We start from the raw sequence: 17,533 nt of genomic DNA, 5'->3' as shown, positions 1-17,533 counted from the left end.
GCCGCTCAACCTCACCTTCGACCCCAGAGGATCGCCCATGGCTAAACCTAATTATTCCTTCGCCAAACGTCAGAGAGACTTGGCCAAGGAGCAGAAGAAAGAGGAAAAGCTTCAGCGCAAGAAAGCTACAGCTGAAGAAGAAGCAGCAGCACTGAACCCGGATGCCGAAGGCGAAGTGGCTACAGACGAAACTGAAGCACCGAAAGATCAGGCGCCCGACGCCTGAGACCCTCAGGGCCGGATGATCTGATCAGGCCCACCGGATCTGTGTCCAGGGTCAGCAGTTACTTTTGCTGACCCTCACAGTCCCCCTCTGAAATACCCCAATCCCAAGAACACACTCCTACAGGGGATTTGCGTTAATCCAGTGGCATCACGGTGACGCGCACTTCCGGGTCATGATTACCGCCCCCCAGAATCACCCCACGCAACGGCGAGACATCGGAGAAATCCCGGCCCCAGGCCAGAGTGATGTGCTCAAGTGCCGGCTGAACGTTGTTGGTCGGGTCGAAATCGACCCAGCCCAGCACCGGGCAAAACACCGAGACCCAGGCGTGGGACGCATCCGCGCCGATCAATCGCGGCTGGCCGGGCGGTGGCTGAGTCAGCAGGTAACCACTGATATAGCGCGCCGCCAGACCCCGGGAACGCACGCACGCGAGCATCAGGTGGGCGAAGTCCTGACAGACCCCGCGTCGGCGCTCCAGCACTTCCACCAACGGCGTCGCCACTTGGGTCGCTTCGGCGTCGAAGGTGAATTCGCTGAAGATTTTCTCCATCAGTGCCTGCACACCCCACAGCAACGGCCGCCCCGCCGGAAAACAGCTCTCGGAGAACTCGACAAAATTGCGCTTCAAATGCACGTAAGGCGATTCGAACCGATAACGACAGGCTTCCAGTATGTCGGGGGACAGCGGCTGGCTGCTGTAGGTCAAAGCCTGGCGGGTGTCTTCCCAGGGCGGCGACTGATTGAAATCCAGCGCGGGCCGGGGCAGGACCTCGACGGTCAGGCTGGCATTGACCAGCAATTCATCGTGCGGGCGCTCGAAGGCCAGGCGCGTGAGCGGATTGCCAAACACATCCAGCTCATCCCGGCGCGTGGTCGGGTCGGGACTGATCTGCAATTGGCTGGCCGTGCAACGCTGCCAGGCGCAGGGCCGTGGCCAGAGATGCGCGAGTTGCTGGGCCAATGAGACCGGGCTGTCATAGTGATAATGGGTGTCGTGGAAAATCTGGTAGTGGGCACTCATCAGACGGACACCGTACGCTGGCTGACATCATCAACATGGGCGAAATGGCGCAGGGCCAGGCGATCCGACACTTGGCCACTGGCGTCGGCAATCTCTTGCAGCATATCGGCCAGCCCATCGAGCGCGGCGCGAACGCTGGCTTCGCCGAACAAGGCGTTTTCCAGGCAGCCCAGATCGAACTGCGCCAGCCGCTCCACCAACAACGGCAAACCGGCTTCGCGTGGCACGCCAAAGTCGTCATTCAAGCGTTTCAGGGTCCGCGTCACCAGCTTCAACTGGAACAGCACGGCGTGAGGGTTCTGCTCATCGAGCAGCAACAAATCGAGCACCGGCAGCAATTGCGCCACCGCCAGATACCGCGAACGGTAGGTGATGCTGCTGTTACCCAACTCCAGCAGCCACTCCAGCCCAGCCTGATCGAAAGCCCCAGCCCCGCGTAGAAACGCGGCCAGACTGGCGCTAAGAAATTGCAGGCGCTCGATCCGTCGTCCAATCATCAGGAAACGCCAGCCTTCGTCGCGAGTCATGTCGTCCAGGGCGAAACCTGACAGCGCCGCCAGCGACATTACCAGGCGGTTGAGGAAATCCAGCAGTTCGCCGAAATCCGGCTCTTCGGTTTCCAGTTCCATGGCTTCGCGTTGCAATTCCACCAGCGCCTGCCAGTTCTCCCGCGAGAGTTTTCCGCGCACTTGCGAAGCCGCCCACTGCAAGCGTTGCAGATTGGAACGCAGGCTGAATGGCCAATCGTCACCGAGCAAGGCGGCCAACAAACGCTCCGGCAACTCGCCTTCATCGGGCAACAGGTTCAGCCGTTCACCGAGATCTACGGCGGCCTGCAAGGCCTGTGGATCATCGCCGTCCACGTAGCGCGCCAGCATGATCCGCAGCAGTCGCGCGCTGTCATCGCAACGCTCGCAATAGCGGCCGAACCAGAACAGGTTTTCCACCACCCGCGAAGGCAGATAAGGGTCTCGCCTTACCAGGTCATGCACACCAATCGTACGCTGGGTTTTCCATTGCTCGCCGCTGGGCGGACGATCCCCCAGTACCCACGTGTCCTTGCTTGCACCGCCGCGCTGCATCGACACCACTTCGGCGTCTGCCTCTGCCGCCACGCGGGTCAGGCCGCCTGGTAATACCCGGTAGCCGTCATGGCTGGCCACGGCGTAGACGCGCATACCGATGGCACGCGGTTGCAATTGACCGTCCTCGGCCTGCCAGATCGGCGCCTGGGACAGTTGGGCCATTTCTTGCGCCACATAGGCATAAGGCCGTGCCTGCATGCGCTCGGCCAGGACCTGACGCTGTTTTTCACTCAGATCACGGCCAAACACAGGCGCGAAGCTTTGTGACGGGAAGGCCGGTTTTATCAACAATTCCGGCAGTTTTTCCAGCGCCTGAGCCAGCACAGGCGCCTCGCCGCACCACCAGGTCGCGATGGACGGCAGGATCAGTTCTTCGCCGAACAGGAACTGGTTGATCTTCGGCAGAAAGCCCAGCAGTCCCGGCGACTCCAGCACGCCGCTGCCAAGGGCATTGGCCACCAGCACCCGCCCTTGCCGCACGGCTTCGAGCAGCCCCGGCACGCCCAGTGCCGAATCAGTGCGCAGTTCCAGCGGATCGCAGAAGTCATCGTCGAGCCGACGCATGATCGCGTGGACCCGGCGCAAGCCGCTCAGGGTTTTCAGGTAGACCGTGGCATCGCGCACCGTGAGGTCGCCGCCCTCCACCAGCGGGTAACCGAGCTGTCGCGCCAGGTACAGGTGTTCGAAATAGCTTTCGTTGAAGCGTCCCGGCGTCAGCAACACGATCAGCGGCGCTTCGTCATCGCGAGGCGCTTGCCGAGCCAGGGTTTCCTGAAGCGTGCGGAAGAACCCGGCCAGATGCTGCACTTTCAAATCGCGATACAGCTCGGGAAATGCCCGGGACACGATAGTGCGGTTTTCCAAGGCGTAACCGGCACCGGACGGCGCTTGAGTCCGGTCTGCGGTGACCCACCAGCGGCCATCGGGCGTGCGCGCCAGGTCGACGGCGTACAGATGCAGAAAAGCCCCGTCGGGCGGCGCAATACCCTGACAGGGCCAGAGGAAGTTGTTGTGACCGAACACCAGTTCTGCCGGCAACAGACCTTCGGCGATCAAGCGTTGCGGGCCGTACAGGTCCGCCAGCACCGCGTTCAACAGGCGCGCCCGTTGAGCGATCCCTGCCGATAACTGCGCCCATTCATCCGCCGCAATCACATGCGGCAACAGATCCAGCTCCCACGGTCGGTCCGCGCCTTTGGGATCGGCATAAACGTTGTAGGTCACGCCGTTTTCCTGGATCTGCCGGGTCAGCAAGGCCTGACGCTGCACCAATTGCGCAGGCGTGCTGCGTTGCAATTGGTCGATCAGCCGACGCCAGTGCGGGCGTACAGCGCCGCTGTCGTCGAGCAGTTCGTGATAAGTGCCCGCCGTCAGCGGGTAGCGGTCAAGCAGGTCAGGCATGGAAAGCTCGGCAGACAGCAAAGAACGGTCAGACTAACGCACGCTCATGACACCCGGATAGACGAAAAATCCGAGCGTCGCGTACGACTTAGAAGCGTCGTAAATCGAGCGTCATCGGCAGCTCGTCGTTGATTTCCACAGTCGGCACCGGCAGTTTCCCCGGCGTATGGCCGATGCGGAAAAACCGCGCCATTCGCCGGCTCTCGGCCTCATTGGCGTTCACCGGCAAGCTGTCGTAGTTGCGCCCGCCCGGATGGGCCACGTGGTACTGGCAGCCGCCCAGCGAACGTTGCATCCAGGTGTCGAGCAGATCGAACACCAGCGGCGCATGGACCGGGATGGTCGGTTGCAAACAGTTGGCCGGTTGCCAGGCGCGAAAACGCACGCCGGCGACAAACTCGCCAACCCGGCCGGTGGGTTGCAACGGCACCGGAATGCCATTGCAGGTCAGCAGGTAACGTTGCGGTGGCAGGCCGGTGAGCTTGACTTGCAAGCGCTCCAGCGACGAGTCCACATAGCGCACCGTACCGCCGACCGCGCCCTCCTCGCCCAGCACATGCCACGGCTCCAGCGCCTGACGCAGTTGCAGCTCGATGCCGCTGACCGCGTAATCACCGACCTTGGGAAAACGGAACTCCAGATGCGCGGCAAACCACTCGGCCCGCACCGGATAACCAGCCGCATTCAGGTCGACAATGACGTCAGCGAAATCCTGTTCGATAAAGTGCGGCAACAGGAACCGGTCGTGCAGCTCCGTGCCCCAGCGCGCCAGCTTCGGCGGCGCATACGGCTCACGCCAGAACCGTGCGACCAGCGCTCGCAGCAACAATTGCTGAGCCAGGCTCATGCGCGCGTGCGGTGGCATTTCAAACGCACGCAACTCCAGCAAGCCAAGGCGTCCGGTCGCACCGTCCGGCGAATAGAGTTTGTCGATGCAGAATTCGGCGCGGTGGGTGTTGCCGGTCACGTCGATCAGCAGGTTGCGCAGCAGCCGGTCGACCAGCCATGGCGCGCATTCCTCGCCCGGTGCAGGCATTTGGGCGAAGGCGATTTCCAGTTCATACAGCGCATCGTTGCGCGCTTCATCGACACGCGGCGCCTGGGACGTCGGGCCGATGAACAATCCGGAAAACAGGTAAGACAGCGACGGGTGGTTATGCCAGTAGCTGATCAGGCTGCGCAGCAGGTCGGGACGGCGCAGAAACGGCGAGTCGGCCGGGGTCGCGCCGCCGAGCACGAAGTGGTTACCGCCACCGGTGCCGGTGTGCCGGCCATCGATCATGAATTTTTCGGTGGTCAGTCGGGTCTGGCGCGCTTCTTCGTACAGAAACTCGGTGCGTTCGACCAACTCGTCCCAGGTCGCGGACGGCTGAACGTTGACCTCGATCACGCCCGGGTCTGGGGTGATGCGGAAGTTGCTCAGGCGCGGATCGCTTGGCGGTTCATAGCCTTCCAGCAACACCGGGCAATGCAGTTCTTCGGCAGTGGCCTCGATGGCGGTGACCAATTCCAGATAGTCCTCGACCCGCTCCAGTGGCGGCATGAACAAGTACAACCGCCCTTCCCGGGCTTCGGCGCAGAACGCCGTGCGCGTCAGCCAGTCGGCGGACTCGTCGATTTTCGGCTCGCGCTCAACCGCTTCCGCCGGCGTGCCCGGACTGTTCAACGCCATGGTGTCGGGAAGCGCGGGGAATGCCTGATTCGGGTCGTTGGGGTGAATGAACGGATACTCGGCCGCTTTCACCCAAGGCTGCGAGCCGAGCGGCAGGCGATAACCCAGCGGCGAATCCCCCGGCACCAGCCGGCAATGCTCGTCACGCAGATACCAGCGACCGCTTTGCCATTGATCACCCTTGGCGGTGCGCGCCAAAGGCAGGACCTGGCCGATGACTTTATCCAGTCCCTGGCTGAAGACTTTACGCAGACGTGCACGCTCCAGCGGCTCTTCCAGTCGTGAATCTTCGGCACTGACGTTCTGCGGCAATGTGCCTTCGCGCCAGAGGTAATAGAAATTGTCTTCGTAGGCAGGGAACACGAAGCGTGTCGGAATTTTCAGTCGTTCGGCGACACTCGCCAGAAACCGACCGGCCAGTGCGCCATCGGCGCCGTAGTCTTCCTGCTCATCGGCGATCAGCCCGCTGTTGTGCCAGATCGGCACGCCGTCGCGGCGCCAATAGCAATTCAATGACCAACGCGGCAGCTGCTCACCGGGGTACCACTTGCCCTGGCCGAAATGCACGAGGCCCCTGGGGGCGTAGTGTTTGCGCATGCGCTGGAACAGTTCGGCGGAGAGTCGACGCTTGTCCGGCCCGAGCGCCGCGGTGTTCCACTCGGCGCCGTCCGGGTCGTCGATGGACACAAAGGTCGGTTCGCCGCCCATGGTCAGGCGCACATCGTCTTCCAGCAGGTCGGCATCGATCTGCCGGCCCAGCGCCTGGATCGCCAGCCATTGATCGTCGGTGTAAGGCTTGGTGACGCGAGGGGCCTCCCAAATCCGCTCCACGGACATTTCGTGGGTGAACTCGCACTCGCACGGTTCCACCAGGCCACTGATCGGCGCCGCGGAGCCCGGATCGGGGCTGCACGCCAACGGAATGTGGCCTTCGCCGGCAAACAGCCCTGAGGTCGCGTCCAGGCCGATCCAGCCGGCACCGGGCAAATAGACTTCGCACCAGGCATGCAGGTCGGTGAAATCCACGTCAGTGCCGGACGGACCGTCGAGGCTTTTGACGTCGGCGGTCAGCTGGATCAGGTAACCGGAGACGAAGCGTGCGGCCAGGCCGAGATTACGCAGCAGTTGCACCAGCAACCACGCCGAGTCGCGGCAGGAACCGGACGCGTGTTCGAGGGTGTGCTCTGGCGTCTGCACGCCGGGTTCCATGCGGATCAGGTAACCGATGTCTTCGCTCAGGCGCTGGTTGAGCGCAACGAGGAAATCCACGCTGGGCAGCGGCGTGCGATCGATGCCGTCCAGATAGGCCTTGAACTTCGGCGTAAGGGGCAGGGTTTCCAGGTACGGCGCCAATTCCTTGCGCTCGTCGGCGGCGTAGGCAAACGGGATTTTTTCCGCGTAGGGTTCAAGGAAGAAATCGAAGGGATTGAAGACCGCCATTTCTGCGAGCAGATCGACTTCGATCCGCAGCTCATCGGTTTTCTCCGGAAACACCAACCGCGCCAGGTAATTGCCCTGCGGGTCTTGTTGCCAGTTGATGAAGTGCTGCTCGGGCGAGACTTTCAGCGCATAGGACAGTATCCGCGTGCGACTGTGGGCGGCCGGGCGCAGGCGAACGATCTGCGGACCGAGCTCGACGGCGCGGTCGTAGCGGTAATGCGTGACGTGGTGCAATGCGACATGAATCGACACGGCGTGCCTCCTGCGAGCCCTAAGCGTTATCGAAAGCGCGCAAGACTTATGCCATCGCGGCACCGCTGGCGCTTTCTCCATTTGCTTGAGGCAGTACAGCACCAAAATCGGGCGATGCGGGAAATTGGTTGGGGGCAGTTGCACGCAAATGTTGCGAGCGGCGGGCTTCAGTCGGGTTTTGTAGCGGCTGGACTGGCCCCTTCGCGAGCAGGCTCGCTCCCACAGGGGATCTGCGGTGAGCTGCAATTTCACTGAAAAAACATGATCCCACTGTGGGAGCGAGCCTGCTCGCGAAAGGGCCAGTTGCCCCAAAACAACTTCCGGCCCGGCGCCGCGTTTTCTGTGGCTCAGAAACGCAAAACGCCAACCCGAAGGTTGGCGTTCTGTTCAGCTCAAGCGAGGCTTAGCGCGGTACAACCGGCTTACGAGCAGGCTTAGGGCCCTTGCCTTTCGCCGCGTCCTTGCGCTCCTTGGCCGCCTGCTGGTTGCGGGCGAACGCCGCCGCCTTGGCCTGTTCACGCTTGTCCCACGGGTTGCCGCCATCACTGGCACGCGGTGGCAGGCCGGTGTGCTGGGTCAGGATCTTGGTGGTCTTTTCCCCTGCAACCTTGTGACTGCCGGCCGGTGTCGAGTTCTTGCGACGGGCACTCTGGTAGCTGTCGGTCGCCGGCTGATGCAGCGGGATCAACTGGTTCTTGCCCGGCCCGATCAGGTCGGCGCGGCCCATGCGGGTCAGCGCTTCACGCAGCATCGGCCAGCCTTTCGGGTCGTGATAACGCAAGAACGCCTTGTGCAGGCGACGCTGCTCTTCGCTCTTGACGATGGTCACGGCGTCGCTCTTGTAAGTGACCTTGCGCAGCGGGTTCTTGCCCGAGTGGTACATCGCGGTGGCGGTGGCCATGGGCGACGGGTAGAACGCCTGCACCTGGTCGGCACGGAAGCCGTTGCCCTTGAGCCACAGGGCCAGGTTCATCATGTCTTCGTCGGTGGTGCCCGGGTGGGCGGCGATGAAGTACGGAATCAGGTACTGCTCTTTCCCGGCTTCCTTGGAGTACTTCTCGAACATGCGCTTGAACTTGTCATAGCTGCCGATGCCCGGTTTCATCATCTGGTTGAGCGGACCTTCCTCGGTGTGTTCCGGGGCGATCTTCAGGTAACCACCGACATGGTGGGTCACCAGCTCTTTGACATACTCCGGCGACTCGACCGCGAGGTCATAGCGCAGGCCGGAAGCGATCAGAATCTTCTTCACGCCCGGCAAGGCACGGGCGCTGCGGTACAGCTGAATCAGCGACGAGTGGTCGGTGTTCAGGTTCGGGCAGATGCCAGGGAACACGCACGAAGGCTTGCGACACGCGGATTCGATTTCCGGGCTCTTGCAGGCGATGCGGTACATGTTCGCGGTCGGGCCGCCGAGGTCGGAGATGACGCCGGTGAAACCTGGCACCTTGTCGCGGATCTCTTCGATTTCGCGAATGATCGACTCTTCGGAACGGTTCTGGATGATCCGGCCTTCGTGCTCGGTGATCGAGCAGAAGGTGCAGCCGCCGAAGCAGCCACGCATGATGTTCACCGAGAAGCGGATCATGTCGTAGGCCGGGATCTTTTCCTTGCCGTACGCCGGGTGCGGAATGCGCGCATACGGCATGCCGAACACGTAGTCCATTTCTTCAGTGGTCATCGGAATCGGCGGCGGGTTGAACCAGACGTCGACTTCGCCGTGCTTCTGCACCAGCGCACGGGCGTTGCCCGGGTTGGTTTCAAGGTGAAGCACGCGGTTGGCGTGGGCGTACAGAACGGCGTCGCCACGGACTTTTTCTACCGACGGCAGACGAATCACAGTCTTGTCGCGGGTCATTTTCGGGCTGGCCAGGATCTGCACGACCTTGGCTTCAGTCGGATCTTCAACCGGACCTTTTTCCTGCTCGATGGCGCAGGCCTGGGTGTCCTGGGTGTTCACGTACGGGTTGATGATTTTGTCGACCTTGCCCGGACGGTCGATACGCGTGGAATCGACTTCGTACCAGTCTTTGGGCGTATCACGACGGATAAACGCGGTGCCGCGCACGTCGGTGATGTCTTCGATCTTGTGACCGTAGGACAGACGCTGGGCGACTTCGACGATCGCACGCTCGGCGTTGCCGTAGAGCAGGATGTCGGCACAGGCGTCGATCAGGATCGAGTTGCGCACCCGGTCCTGCCAGTAATCGTAGTGGGCGATGCGGCGCAGGGAAGCTTCGATGCCACCGAGCACGATCGGCACGTGATTGTAGGCTTCCTTGCAGCGCTGGCTGTAAACCAGGCTCGCACGGTCCGGCCGCTTGCCCGCCAGGCCGCCGGGGGTGTAGGCGTCGTCGGAACGGATTTTCTTGTCGGCGGTGTAGCGGTTGATCATCGAGTCCATGTTGCCGGCCGCGACACCGAAGAACAGGTTCGGCTCGCCGAGCTTCATGAAGTCGTCTTTGGACTGCCAGTTCGGCTGGGCAATGATCCCGACGCGGAAGCCTTGCGACTCCAGCAGCCGGCCGATGATCGCCATGCCGAACGACGGATGGTCAACGTATGCGTCACCGGTGACGATGATGATGTCGCATGAATCCCAGCCAAGCTGATCCATCTCCTCCCTGCTCATCGGCAGGAATGGCGCTGGACCGAAACATTCGGCCCAGTACTTGGGATAGTCAAATAACGGCTTGGCTGTTTGCATGACGATGACCGGTGTTGAGATGAAAAATCGCGGGCGCGGAATATAGCACAAAAAATAACCAATTCCGACGGCTATGGTCGGAAATTGCGCTGGCGCTTATTTGAAGATCTGAAGGCAGCATAGGCTTTTGTGGCGAGGGAGCTTGCTCCCGCTGGGCTGCGAAGCGGCCCCAAAATCTGGTGAGTGCTGCGCACTCAAGCGGGAGCAAGCTCCCTCGCCACAAAAGCTCGCTCCCACATTTGTTATTCGTCGTCGAAGTTGTAGCTGCCCGGCGCGAGGTTTTCGAAACGGGTGTACTTGCCGATGAACGCCAGTCGTGACGTACCGATCGGACCGTTCCGCTGTTTACCGATGATGATTTCGGCGATGCCTTTGTGCTCGGTTTCCGGGTGATAAACCTCATCCCGGTACACGAACATGATCACGTCAGCATCCTGCTCGATCGCTCCGGATTCCCGGAGGTCGGAGTTGATCGGGCGTTTGTTCGGTCGTTGCTCCAGGGAGCGGTTGAGCTGGGACAACGCCACCACCGGGCAGTTGAATTCCTTGGCCAGGGCTTTCAAGGAACGGGAGATCTCGGAAATCTCGTTGGTCCGGTTGTCGCCGCCGGAGCCCGGAATCTGCATCAATTGCAGGTAGTCGATCATGATCAGGGCAACATCGCCGTGCTCACGCACCAGGCGACGGGTCCGCGCACGCATCTCCGACGGGCTGATACCGGCCGTATCGTCGATGAACAGCTTGCGGTCGTTGAGCAGGTTGACCGCCGAAGTCAGGCGCGGCCAATCGTCGTCGTCGAGGCGACCGGCACGGACCTTGGTCTGGTCGATACGGCCCAGGGACGACAACATACGCATGATCAGCGATTCACCTGGCATCTCCAGCGAGTAAACCAGGACGCACTTGTCGCTGCGCAACACGGCGTTTTCCACCAGGTTCATCGCAAAGGTGGTTTTACCCATGGACGGACGGCCGGCGACGATGATCAAGTCGGACGGCTGCAGGCCGCTGGTCTTCTCGTCGAGGTCGGTGTAGCCAGTGGACAGGCCGGTGATGGCGTTGTCGGTGTTGAACAGGGTGTCGATGCGGTCGATGGCTTTGGTCAGCAGGTCGTTCACGCTCACCGGGCCGCCGGTTTTTGGCCGGGCCTCGGCGATCTGGAAGATCTGCCGTTCAGCTTCGTCGAGAATTTCTTCAGCCGTACGGCCTTCCGGGTTGAAGGCGCTGTCGGCAATCTCGGTGGCGATGCCGATCAGCTGACGCAACGTGGCCCGCGCACGAACGATCTGTGCATATGCCTTGATGTTGGCGACGGACGGCGTGTTTTTCGCCAGTTCGCCAAGGTAACCGAGACCGCCGACTTGCGAGGTCTGACCTTCCTTGTCCAATTGCTCGGCAAGGGTCACGACGTCGATCGGGGAGTTCTGGTCGGCGAGCTTGGCGATCGCGCGGAAGATCAGGCGGTGGTCATGTCGATAGAAATCGCCATCCGACACTTGATCGAGCACGCGTTCCCAGGCGTTGTTGTCCAGCATCAAACCACCGAGCACGGCCTGTTCGGCCTCGATGGAGTGCGGCGGCACCTTCAGGGAAGCGGTTTGCAGATCGTATTGCTCAGGTGCGGAGATATCGTTCATGGCCACTTGAATTGAGTGTGTGAAAATCAGGAACTGCAGAAAGACAAAGGGCACGACCTGTAAACAGGATCGTGCCCGATGTTACCGGCAAGCACCCGAGGGTGCCAGCCGACAAGTACTACTTAAGCTGCTACCACGACAACGCGTACGGTGGCTTCAACTTCAGCGTGCAGGTGCACGGCTACGTCGAATTCGCCTACGTTGCGGATGGTGCCGTTCGGCAGACGAACTTCGCTTTTTGCAACTTCAACGCCAGAGGCGGTCAGTGCATCAGCGATGTCGTGGGTGCCGATCGAACCGAACAGCTTGCCTTCGTCACCGGCGGTGGCAGTGATAGTCACTTCCAGCTCAGCCAGTTGGGCGGCACGGCTTTCAGCCGAAGTTTTACGGTCTGCTGCGGCTTTTTCCAGCTCAGCGCGACGCTCTTCGAACGCAGCCAGGTTGGCAGCGGTCGCAGCGGTAGCTTTGCCGTAAGGCAGCAGGTAGTTACGACCGTAACCAGCCTTAACGTTCACTTTGTCACCCAGGTTGCCCAGGTTGGTGACTTTTTCCAGAAGGATCAGTTGCATGTGAAAATCCTCTTAACTTTTAACCTTCACCGTTCGCGTTATCGGCATCTTTCGGTGCCGAACGACCGCGAAAATCAATCAGGCTGTCGACGATGGCCAAGACCACCAGCAACGGATAGATCAGCTGCATGAACAGCAACAGCGTGACGTACAACCCCACCAGCCAGAACCTGGCCAGTCGCTTTTGCGCCACCAGCCCGTGAATCAGGGCCAGCCCGGCGAACACCAGCGGTACGCTGCACAACGGCGTTAACATGGCCATCTGCGGACCGATGTTCGGCCCCAGAAGCATGCACGCCAGCAGCAACATCGCCGGCAAAAACGGGAATCGGATGGCGCGAAACTCGCGACCAAAACCACCCGGGTTGTACAACAACGCCTGCCAGTAGCGCCCGACAAGCAGGCTCAGCACACTGACGATTTGCAACAAGGCCGCAATCAGGCCGGTCAGGACCGGTGCAATCAGGGACGCAAAATGCGCTTGCTCGTCTACCGACAACTTCTCGTAGACATCACCGAGTAGCGACGGCATGACTTTTATCAAAGCCTGCGCCAGCATCTCGATTTGGGGACCAAACGTCGCCCCCAGCACCACCGAAAACACCACTCCCATCGCTATGCTGACCAGCAGCACGCGGTCCCAGGATTCGCTTGCGCGCAAAACCAACGCAAGGCTCGAAGAACCCAGCAGCACCAGAAGTGCCCGAGGGTCATCCGAGTAAAGCCACCAGATCAACGCCGGCAGCATTCCCAGGGCAAGAACGCCAAGGGCGTCCTTCAATCCGCGCCGCAGAAGCACAAGGCATCCCGCGGCAGCACCCAACCAATACAACAACGGCAATGTTACGCATCCAGCCACTACGAGAGTGGCCTGCATGCGGCCGCGCATGATGAACTCAGCTATGGCGCGCATGCATTCAATCCTTTGCTACGTGTCGACTGCCCGGTCTCAGCGGCCGTGGCTGTCGGTGTAGGCCAGCAGGGCCAGGAAGCGGGCGCGCTTGATAGCGGTGGCCAGCTGACGCTGATAACGTGCTTTGGTACCGGTGATGCGGCTTGGAACGATTTTGCCGGTCTCGGATACATAAGCTTTCAGAGTGTTGAGATCTTTGTAATCGATCTCTTTCACGTCTTCAGCGGTGAAGCGGCAGAATTTACGACGACGGAAGAAACGTGCCATTTGATAGGCTCCTTAAAAGGTCCGTGGATTACTCGTCAGCGTTATCGCTGTTGTCGCTGTCATCACTATCAGCGCTTTCAGCGCCTTCGTGCTCAGGACGGTCGCGACGCTCACGGCGCTCACTGCGGTTTTCTTCAGCCTTGAGCATCTCGGATTGGCCGGTAACGGCTTCTTCGCGACGGATGACCAGGTTACGGATCACTGCATCGTTGTAGCGGAAGTTGTCTTCCAGCTCGGCCAGGGCCTTGCCAGTGCACTCAACGTTCAGCATCACGTAGTGAGCCTTGTGAACATTGTTGATTGCGTAGGCCAGTTGACGACGGCCCCAATCTTCCAGACGGTGGATTTTGCCGCCGTCTTCTTCGATCAGCTTGGTGTAACGCTCTACCATGCCGCCGACTTGCTCGCTTTGATCCGGGTGGACCAAAAAGATGATTTCGTAATGACGCATGAATGCTCCTTACGGGTTGTAGCCTGCCGCTCAAAAGCGGTCAGACAAGGAGTGAATGACACTTATGGACTTGCTTGCGATAGACACATGCGTGCCTGCCGTCACAGCAAGGGGCGCAATTGTAGAGAAGGGACAGGAGAGGTGCAAGGCAATTGGTGATTATTTGAACAATCACCGATCTTCCCCAGACACAAACCACTGTGGGAGCGAGCCTGCTCGCGAAGGGGGCATAACATTCAACATTGATGCTGAATGTTACTCCGCTTTCGCGAGCAGGCTCGCTCCCACAGGGATTACAACCGGCTTAAGACTTTTTGCCGCCCGCCGCAGCTTTGACGCTGCGCTGGCGCTGGGCTTCGAACAGGCAGACGCCGGTCGCCACGGAGACGTTGAGACTGCTGACGCTGCCAGTCATCGGCAAGTGCACCAGGTAATCACAAAGATCGCGGGTCAGGCGACGCATGCCGCTGCCTTCCGCACCCATGATCAGGATGGTCGGGCCGGTCATGTCTTGCTGATACAGGCTCTGCTCAGCCTCGCCCGCCGTACCGACAACCCACAAGCCACGCTGCTTGAGCTTTTCCAGGGTGCGCGCCAGATTGGTCACGGCGACCAACGGAATCACTTCCGCCGCGCCACAGGCCACTTTACGAACCGTCGGGGTCAGCGTCGCTGATTTGTCCTTGGGCACGATCACCGCCAGCGCACCGGCCGCATCGGCCGAACGCAGGCAAGCGCCGAGGTTGTGCGGATCGGTCACGCCGTCGAGCACCAGCAACAGCGGTGCGCCTTCGCTGCGATCGAGCAACTCGTCCAGCATCGCCTCGCCCCAGACCTGGCTCGGACTCACGTCCGCCACCACGCCCTGGTGCACGCCATCAACCCAAGCGTCGAGTTCGCGACGCTCAGCGTTGCCGACGGGCACGCGATTTTCATTCGCTAGCGCGATCAGCGCCTGTACACGCGGCTCGCTGCGGCCTTCAGCCAGCCAGATCTGCTTGACGCGTTTCGGGTGGTGGCGCAGCAATGCTTCTACCGCGTGCACGCCGTAGATCTTTTCCAACTGACTCATGGTTTAGCCTTAGGTTTACGCGCCCCGCCGCTTCTTCCGGCTGGAGCAGCGCCCGCTTTTGGCGGGCCTTTACGATGTTTGCTCGGTTTTGCTGGCTTGCCGCCGGGGGCCTTGTCAGGCGCCGACCGTCCGGTCTTTCCCCCAGACGCCGCTTTACCGCCGCTTTTCGCTTCAGACAGCAACGCCTGCTTCATTTCACGGCTTTTACGCAGTTCGGCGTTTTTTGCCGCGGCATCGCTTGGGCGATAGGCTTCGACAGCTTTTTCCTTGGCAGGACGACGACCGGTTTTTGCCGGCGCCGGTTCTGCGGCAGTTTTAGCAGCCGGAGCGGATGTTTCGGTTCCGCGCTTCTTGCGGCCAATTGGCGCGCTGATGGTTTTTTCAGCCATCTCGAAGTCGATCTTGCGCTCGTCGAGGTCAACGCGCATGACACGCACTTCAACGGTGTCGCCCAGACGGAAGCTGCGACCGGTACGTTCACCCGCCAAGCGGTGGTGAACCGGATCGAAGTGGTAGTAATCGCCCGGCAGCGCGGTGACGTGCACCAGGCCTTCGACGTAGATATCGGTCAACTCGACGAACAGGCCAAAACCGGTCACGGCGGTGATCACGCCCGGGAACGACTCGCCCACGCGGTCTTTCATGAACTCGCACTTGAGCCAGTTCACGACGTCGCGGGTCGCTTCGTCGGCACGACGCTCGCTCATCGAGCACTGCTCGCCGAGCTGCTCCAGCGCTGCTTCGTCGTACGGATAGATCCGCGCTTTCGGAATGGTCATCGCGCCAGCACGACGAACGTGCGGGGTGTCCTGTTTGGAATGGATCACGCTGCGGATCGCCCGGTGCGTGAGCAAGTCCGGGTAGCGGCGGATCGGCGAGGTGAAGTGGGTATAGGCTTCGTAATTCAGGCCGAAGTGGCCCTGGTTATCAGCGCTGTATACCGCCTGGCTCAACGAACGCAGCATGACGGTCTGGATCAGGTGGAAATCCGGACGGTCCTTGATGCTTGCCAGCAAGGCCTGGTAGTCCTTCGGCGACGGGCCGTCCTTGCCTTTGTGCAGGGACAGGCCGAGCTCGCCGAGGAAGGCGCGCAGTTTTTCCAGACGCTCCGGTGGCGGACCATCGTGAACGCGATACAACGCAGGAATTTCGTGCTTTTTCAGGAATTCAGCGGTGGCCACGTTGGCCGCCAGCATACATTCCTCGATCAGCTTGTGCGCATCGTTACGAACGGTCGGACGGATTTCGGCAATCTTGCGCTCGGTCCCGAAGATGATCCGGGTTTCCTGCGTTTCGAAATCGATCGCGCCACGCACGTGACGAGCGGCCAGCAGCACTTTGTACAGTGCATACAGCTGCTTGAGGTGAGGCAGAACGTCGTTGTACTCGCCGCGCAGCTGACGCGCTTCGGTGAGTTTCGGCGTTTCCAGCATCGCGCTGACCTTGTTGTAGGTCAGGCGGGCGTGGGAGTGAATCACCGCTTCATAGAAGCAGTAGTCGGTCATTTCGCCGGACTTGGAGATGGTCATCTCGCAAACCATGGCCAGACGGTCGACGTGCGGGTTCAGCGAGCACAGGCCGTTGGACAGCTGCTCAGGCAGCATCGGCACGACGCGCTCGGGGAAGTACACCGAGTTGCCGCGAACCTGGGATTCGTTATCCAGGGCCGAACCGATCTTCACGTAGCTGGAAACGTCGGCAATCGCCACGTACAACTTCCAGCCGCCGGAGAACAGGCGCAGCTTGCCCGGCTTGGATTCGCAGTAAACCGCGTCATCGAAGTCGCGCGCATCTTCACCGTCGATGGTCACGAACGGCAGATGACGCAGGTCGATGCGCTTCTCTTTGTCTTTCTCTTCGACTTCCGGCTTGAGCTTGGCGGCTTCTTTCAAGACCGCTTCAGGCCAGACGTGAGGAATGTCGTAGGTGCGCAGGGCGACATCGATTTCCATGCCCGGAGCCATGTAGTTACCCACGACCTCGACCACATCGCCTTGCGGCTGGAAGCGTGGTGTCGGCCAGTGAGTGATCTTCACTTCAACGAATTGGCCGACCTGGGCGTTGGCATTGCGACCCGGCGTGACCAGCACTTCCTGCTGGATCTTCGGGTTGTCCGCAACGACGAAGCCGATGCCGCCTTCTTCGAAGTAGCGACCGACGATGGTTTCGTGAGCACGGGACACTACTTCGACGATCATGCCTTCACGGCGACCGCGACGGTCGAGGCCGGAGACGCGGGCAAGGGCACGGTCGCCGTCGAAGACCAGGCGCATTTGCGCCGGGCTCATGAACAGGTCGTCACTGCCGTCATCCGGGACCAGGAAGCCGAAGCCGTCACGGTGACCGCTGATGCGGCCCAGGATCAGGTCGAGCTTGTCCACCGGCGCATAAGTGCCGCGACGGGTATAGATGAGTTGAGCGTCGCGCTCCATGGCGCGCAGGCGGCGACGCAGGGCTTCGATCTGGTCTTCTGTGGTCAGACCAAACTCTTCGACCAGTTGCTCGCGGTTAGCAGGCGAACCTCGATCAGCAAGGTGCTGAAGGATCAGTTCGCGGCTAGGAATAGGGTTTTCATATTTTTCCGCTTCACGAGCGGCCTCGGGATCGAGGGACTGCCAATCGGCCATTAGAGAGTTTTCACCTTGTCTATATGCGGGTTAGTTTGGCATAGGCGTAATGAAACGGGAAATTTCAAGCTATGACAGCCCTTCTAAAGCCCTTTATCGACATCGCAACGCTGATTTGAAGACCACTGGTAAAATTTTCCAGGTTTTTTTGATGTCGGGGGTTTACAGTTAAAAAGACGCTCCGTATAGT

At 60.7% G+C, this 17,533-nt stretch carries 12 protein-coding genes; 1 reads left to right on the top strand and 11 read right to left on the bottom strand.

The features are described 5' to 3' along the window. The first annotated feature begins 37 nt into the window (after positions 1-37). Positions 38-226, top strand: coding sequence for a hypothetical protein (locus tag ACWKV5_RS09800; RefSeq protein ID WP_007947526.1), 189 nt, complete (start codon positions 38-40; stop codon positions 224-226). A 133-nt stretch (positions 227-359) separates the two neighbouring features. On the opposite strand, the gene ACWKV5_RS09795 is transcribed toward ACWKV5_RS09800, so the two are convergent. From ACWKV5_RS09795 to rnr, 11 genes are all read right to left on the bottom strand, one after another. Continuing rightward, positions 360-1,250, bottom strand: a complete 891-nt coding sequence (locus ACWKV5_RS09795) for a transglutaminase family protein (RefSeq protein ID WP_483841103.1) — start codon at positions 1,248-1,250, stop codon at positions 360-362. Further along, positions 1,250-3,736 (bottom strand): circularly permuted type 2 ATP-grasp protein, encoded by a 2,487-nt coding sequence (locus tag ACWKV5_RS09790; protein WP_483841102.1) that lies wholly within the window; start codon positions 3,734-3,736, stop codon positions 1,250-1,252. The genes ACWKV5_RS09795 and ACWKV5_RS09790 overlap by 1 nt, the downstream gene beginning before the upstream one ends. An 88-nt stretch (positions 3,737-3,824) precedes the next feature. After that, a complete protein-coding gene (locus ACWKV5_RS09785) occupies positions 3,825-7,100 on the bottom strand; it encodes a transglutaminase family protein (protein WP_483841101.1) in 3,276 nt (1,091 codons plus the stop codon). Positions 7,101-7,503: 403 nt separating this feature from the next. Then, positions 7,504-9,807: a YgiQ family radical SAM protein gene (locus ACWKV5_RS09780; protein WP_123435898.1), complete on the bottom strand. Its 2,304-nt coding sequence runs from the start codon at positions 9,805-9,807 to the stop codon at positions 7,504-7,506. A 242-nt stretch (positions 9,808-10,049) separates the two neighbouring features. Beyond that, the gene (gene dnaB, locus ACWKV5_RS09775; protein WP_007947521.1) at positions 10,050-11,444 is read right to left on the bottom strand and encodes a replicative DNA helicase; all 1,395 of its coding nucleotides are present in this window, start codon (positions 11,442-11,444) and stop codon (positions 10,050-10,052) included. Positions 11,445-11,566: 122 nt separating this feature from the next. Then, complete coding sequence (rplI, locus tag ACWKV5_RS09770) at positions 11,567-12,013, bottom strand: 50S ribosomal protein L9 (protein ID WP_003197251.1); 447 nt, start codon at positions 12,011-12,013, stop codon at positions 11,567-11,569. Between the two features lie 19 nt (positions 12,014-12,032). Further along, positions 12,033-12,926 (bottom strand): YybS family protein, encoded by an 894-nt coding sequence (locus tag ACWKV5_RS09765; protein ID WP_027921974.1) that lies wholly within the window; start codon positions 12,924-12,926, stop codon positions 12,033-12,035. Positions 12,927-12,962: 36 nt separating this feature from the next. Further along, positions 12,963-13,193, bottom strand: a complete 231-nt coding sequence (gene rpsR, locus ACWKV5_RS09760; protein ID WP_002551829.1) for a 30S ribosomal protein S18 — start codon at positions 13,191-13,193, stop codon at positions 12,963-12,965. A 28-nt stretch (positions 13,194-13,221) separates the two neighbouring features. After that, positions 13,222-13,644: a 30S ribosomal protein S6 gene (gene rpsF, locus ACWKV5_RS09755; protein ID WP_003217491.1), complete on the bottom strand. Its 423-nt coding sequence runs from the start codon at positions 13,642-13,644 to the stop codon at positions 13,222-13,224. A gap of 304 nt (positions 13,645-13,948) precedes the next feature. Continuing rightward, the gene (gene rlmB, locus ACWKV5_RS09750; protein ID WP_322270397.1) at positions 13,949-14,716 is read right to left on the bottom strand and encodes a 23S rRNA (guanosine(2251)-2'-O)-methyltransferase RlmB; all 768 of its coding nucleotides are present in this window, start codon (positions 14,714-14,716) and stop codon (positions 13,949-13,951) included. Further along, positions 14,713-17,343, bottom strand: a complete 2,631-nt coding sequence (gene rnr, locus ACWKV5_RS09745) for a ribonuclease R (protein ID WP_483841100.1) — start codon at positions 17,341-17,343, stop codon at positions 14,713-14,715. The genes rlmB and rnr overlap by 4 nt, the downstream gene beginning before the upstream one ends. Positions 17,344-17,533 lie beyond the last annotated feature (190 nt).

Source organism: Pseudomonas oplopanacis (genome assembly GCF_057128725.1).
Note: the sequence above shows the minus strand (reverse complement) of the source record. Positions and strands in the feature narration are given on the sequence as shown.

Coding starts and splice junctions, on each gene's coding strand:
- rnr (WP_483841100.1), bottom strand. CDS start 17,343: ATGGCCGATTGGCAGTCCCTCGATCCCGAGGCCGCTCGTGAAGCGGAA.
- ACWKV5_RS09790 (WP_483841102.1), bottom strand. CDS start 3,736: ATGCCTGACCTGCTTGACCGCTACCCGCTGACGGCGGGCACTTATCAC.
- ACWKV5_RS09800 (WP_007947526.1), top strand. CDS start 38: ATGGCTAAACCTAATTATTCCTTCGCCAAACGTCAGAGAGACTTGGCC.
- ACWKV5_RS09780 (WP_123435898.1), bottom strand. CDS start 9,807: ATGCAAACAGCCAAGCCGTTATTTGACTATCCCAAGTACTGGGCCGAA.
- rlmB (WP_322270397.1), bottom strand. CDS start 14,716: ATGAGTCAGTTGGAAAAGATCTACGGCGTGCACGCGGTAGAAGCATTG.
- ACWKV5_RS09795 (WP_483841103.1), bottom strand. CDS start 1,250: ATGAGTGCCCACTACCAGATTTTCCACGACACCCATTATCACTATGAC.
- dnaB (WP_007947521.1), bottom strand. CDS start 11,444: ATGAACGATATCTCCGCACCTGAGCAATACGATCTGCAAACCGCTTCC.
- rpsF (WP_003217491.1), bottom strand. CDS start 13,644: ATGCGTCATTACGAAATCATCTTTTTGGTCCACCCGGATCAAAGCGAG.
- rpsR (WP_002551829.1), bottom strand. CDS start 13,193: ATGGCACGTTTCTTCCGTCGTCGTAAATTCTGCCGCTTCACCGCTGAA.
- rplI (WP_003197251.1), bottom strand. CDS start 12,013: ATGCAACTGATCCTTCTGGAAAAAGTCACCAACCTGGGCAACCTGGGT.
- ACWKV5_RS09765 (WP_027921974.1), bottom strand. CDS start 12,926: ATGCGCGCCATAGCTGAGTTCATCATGCGCGGCCGCATGCAGGCCACT.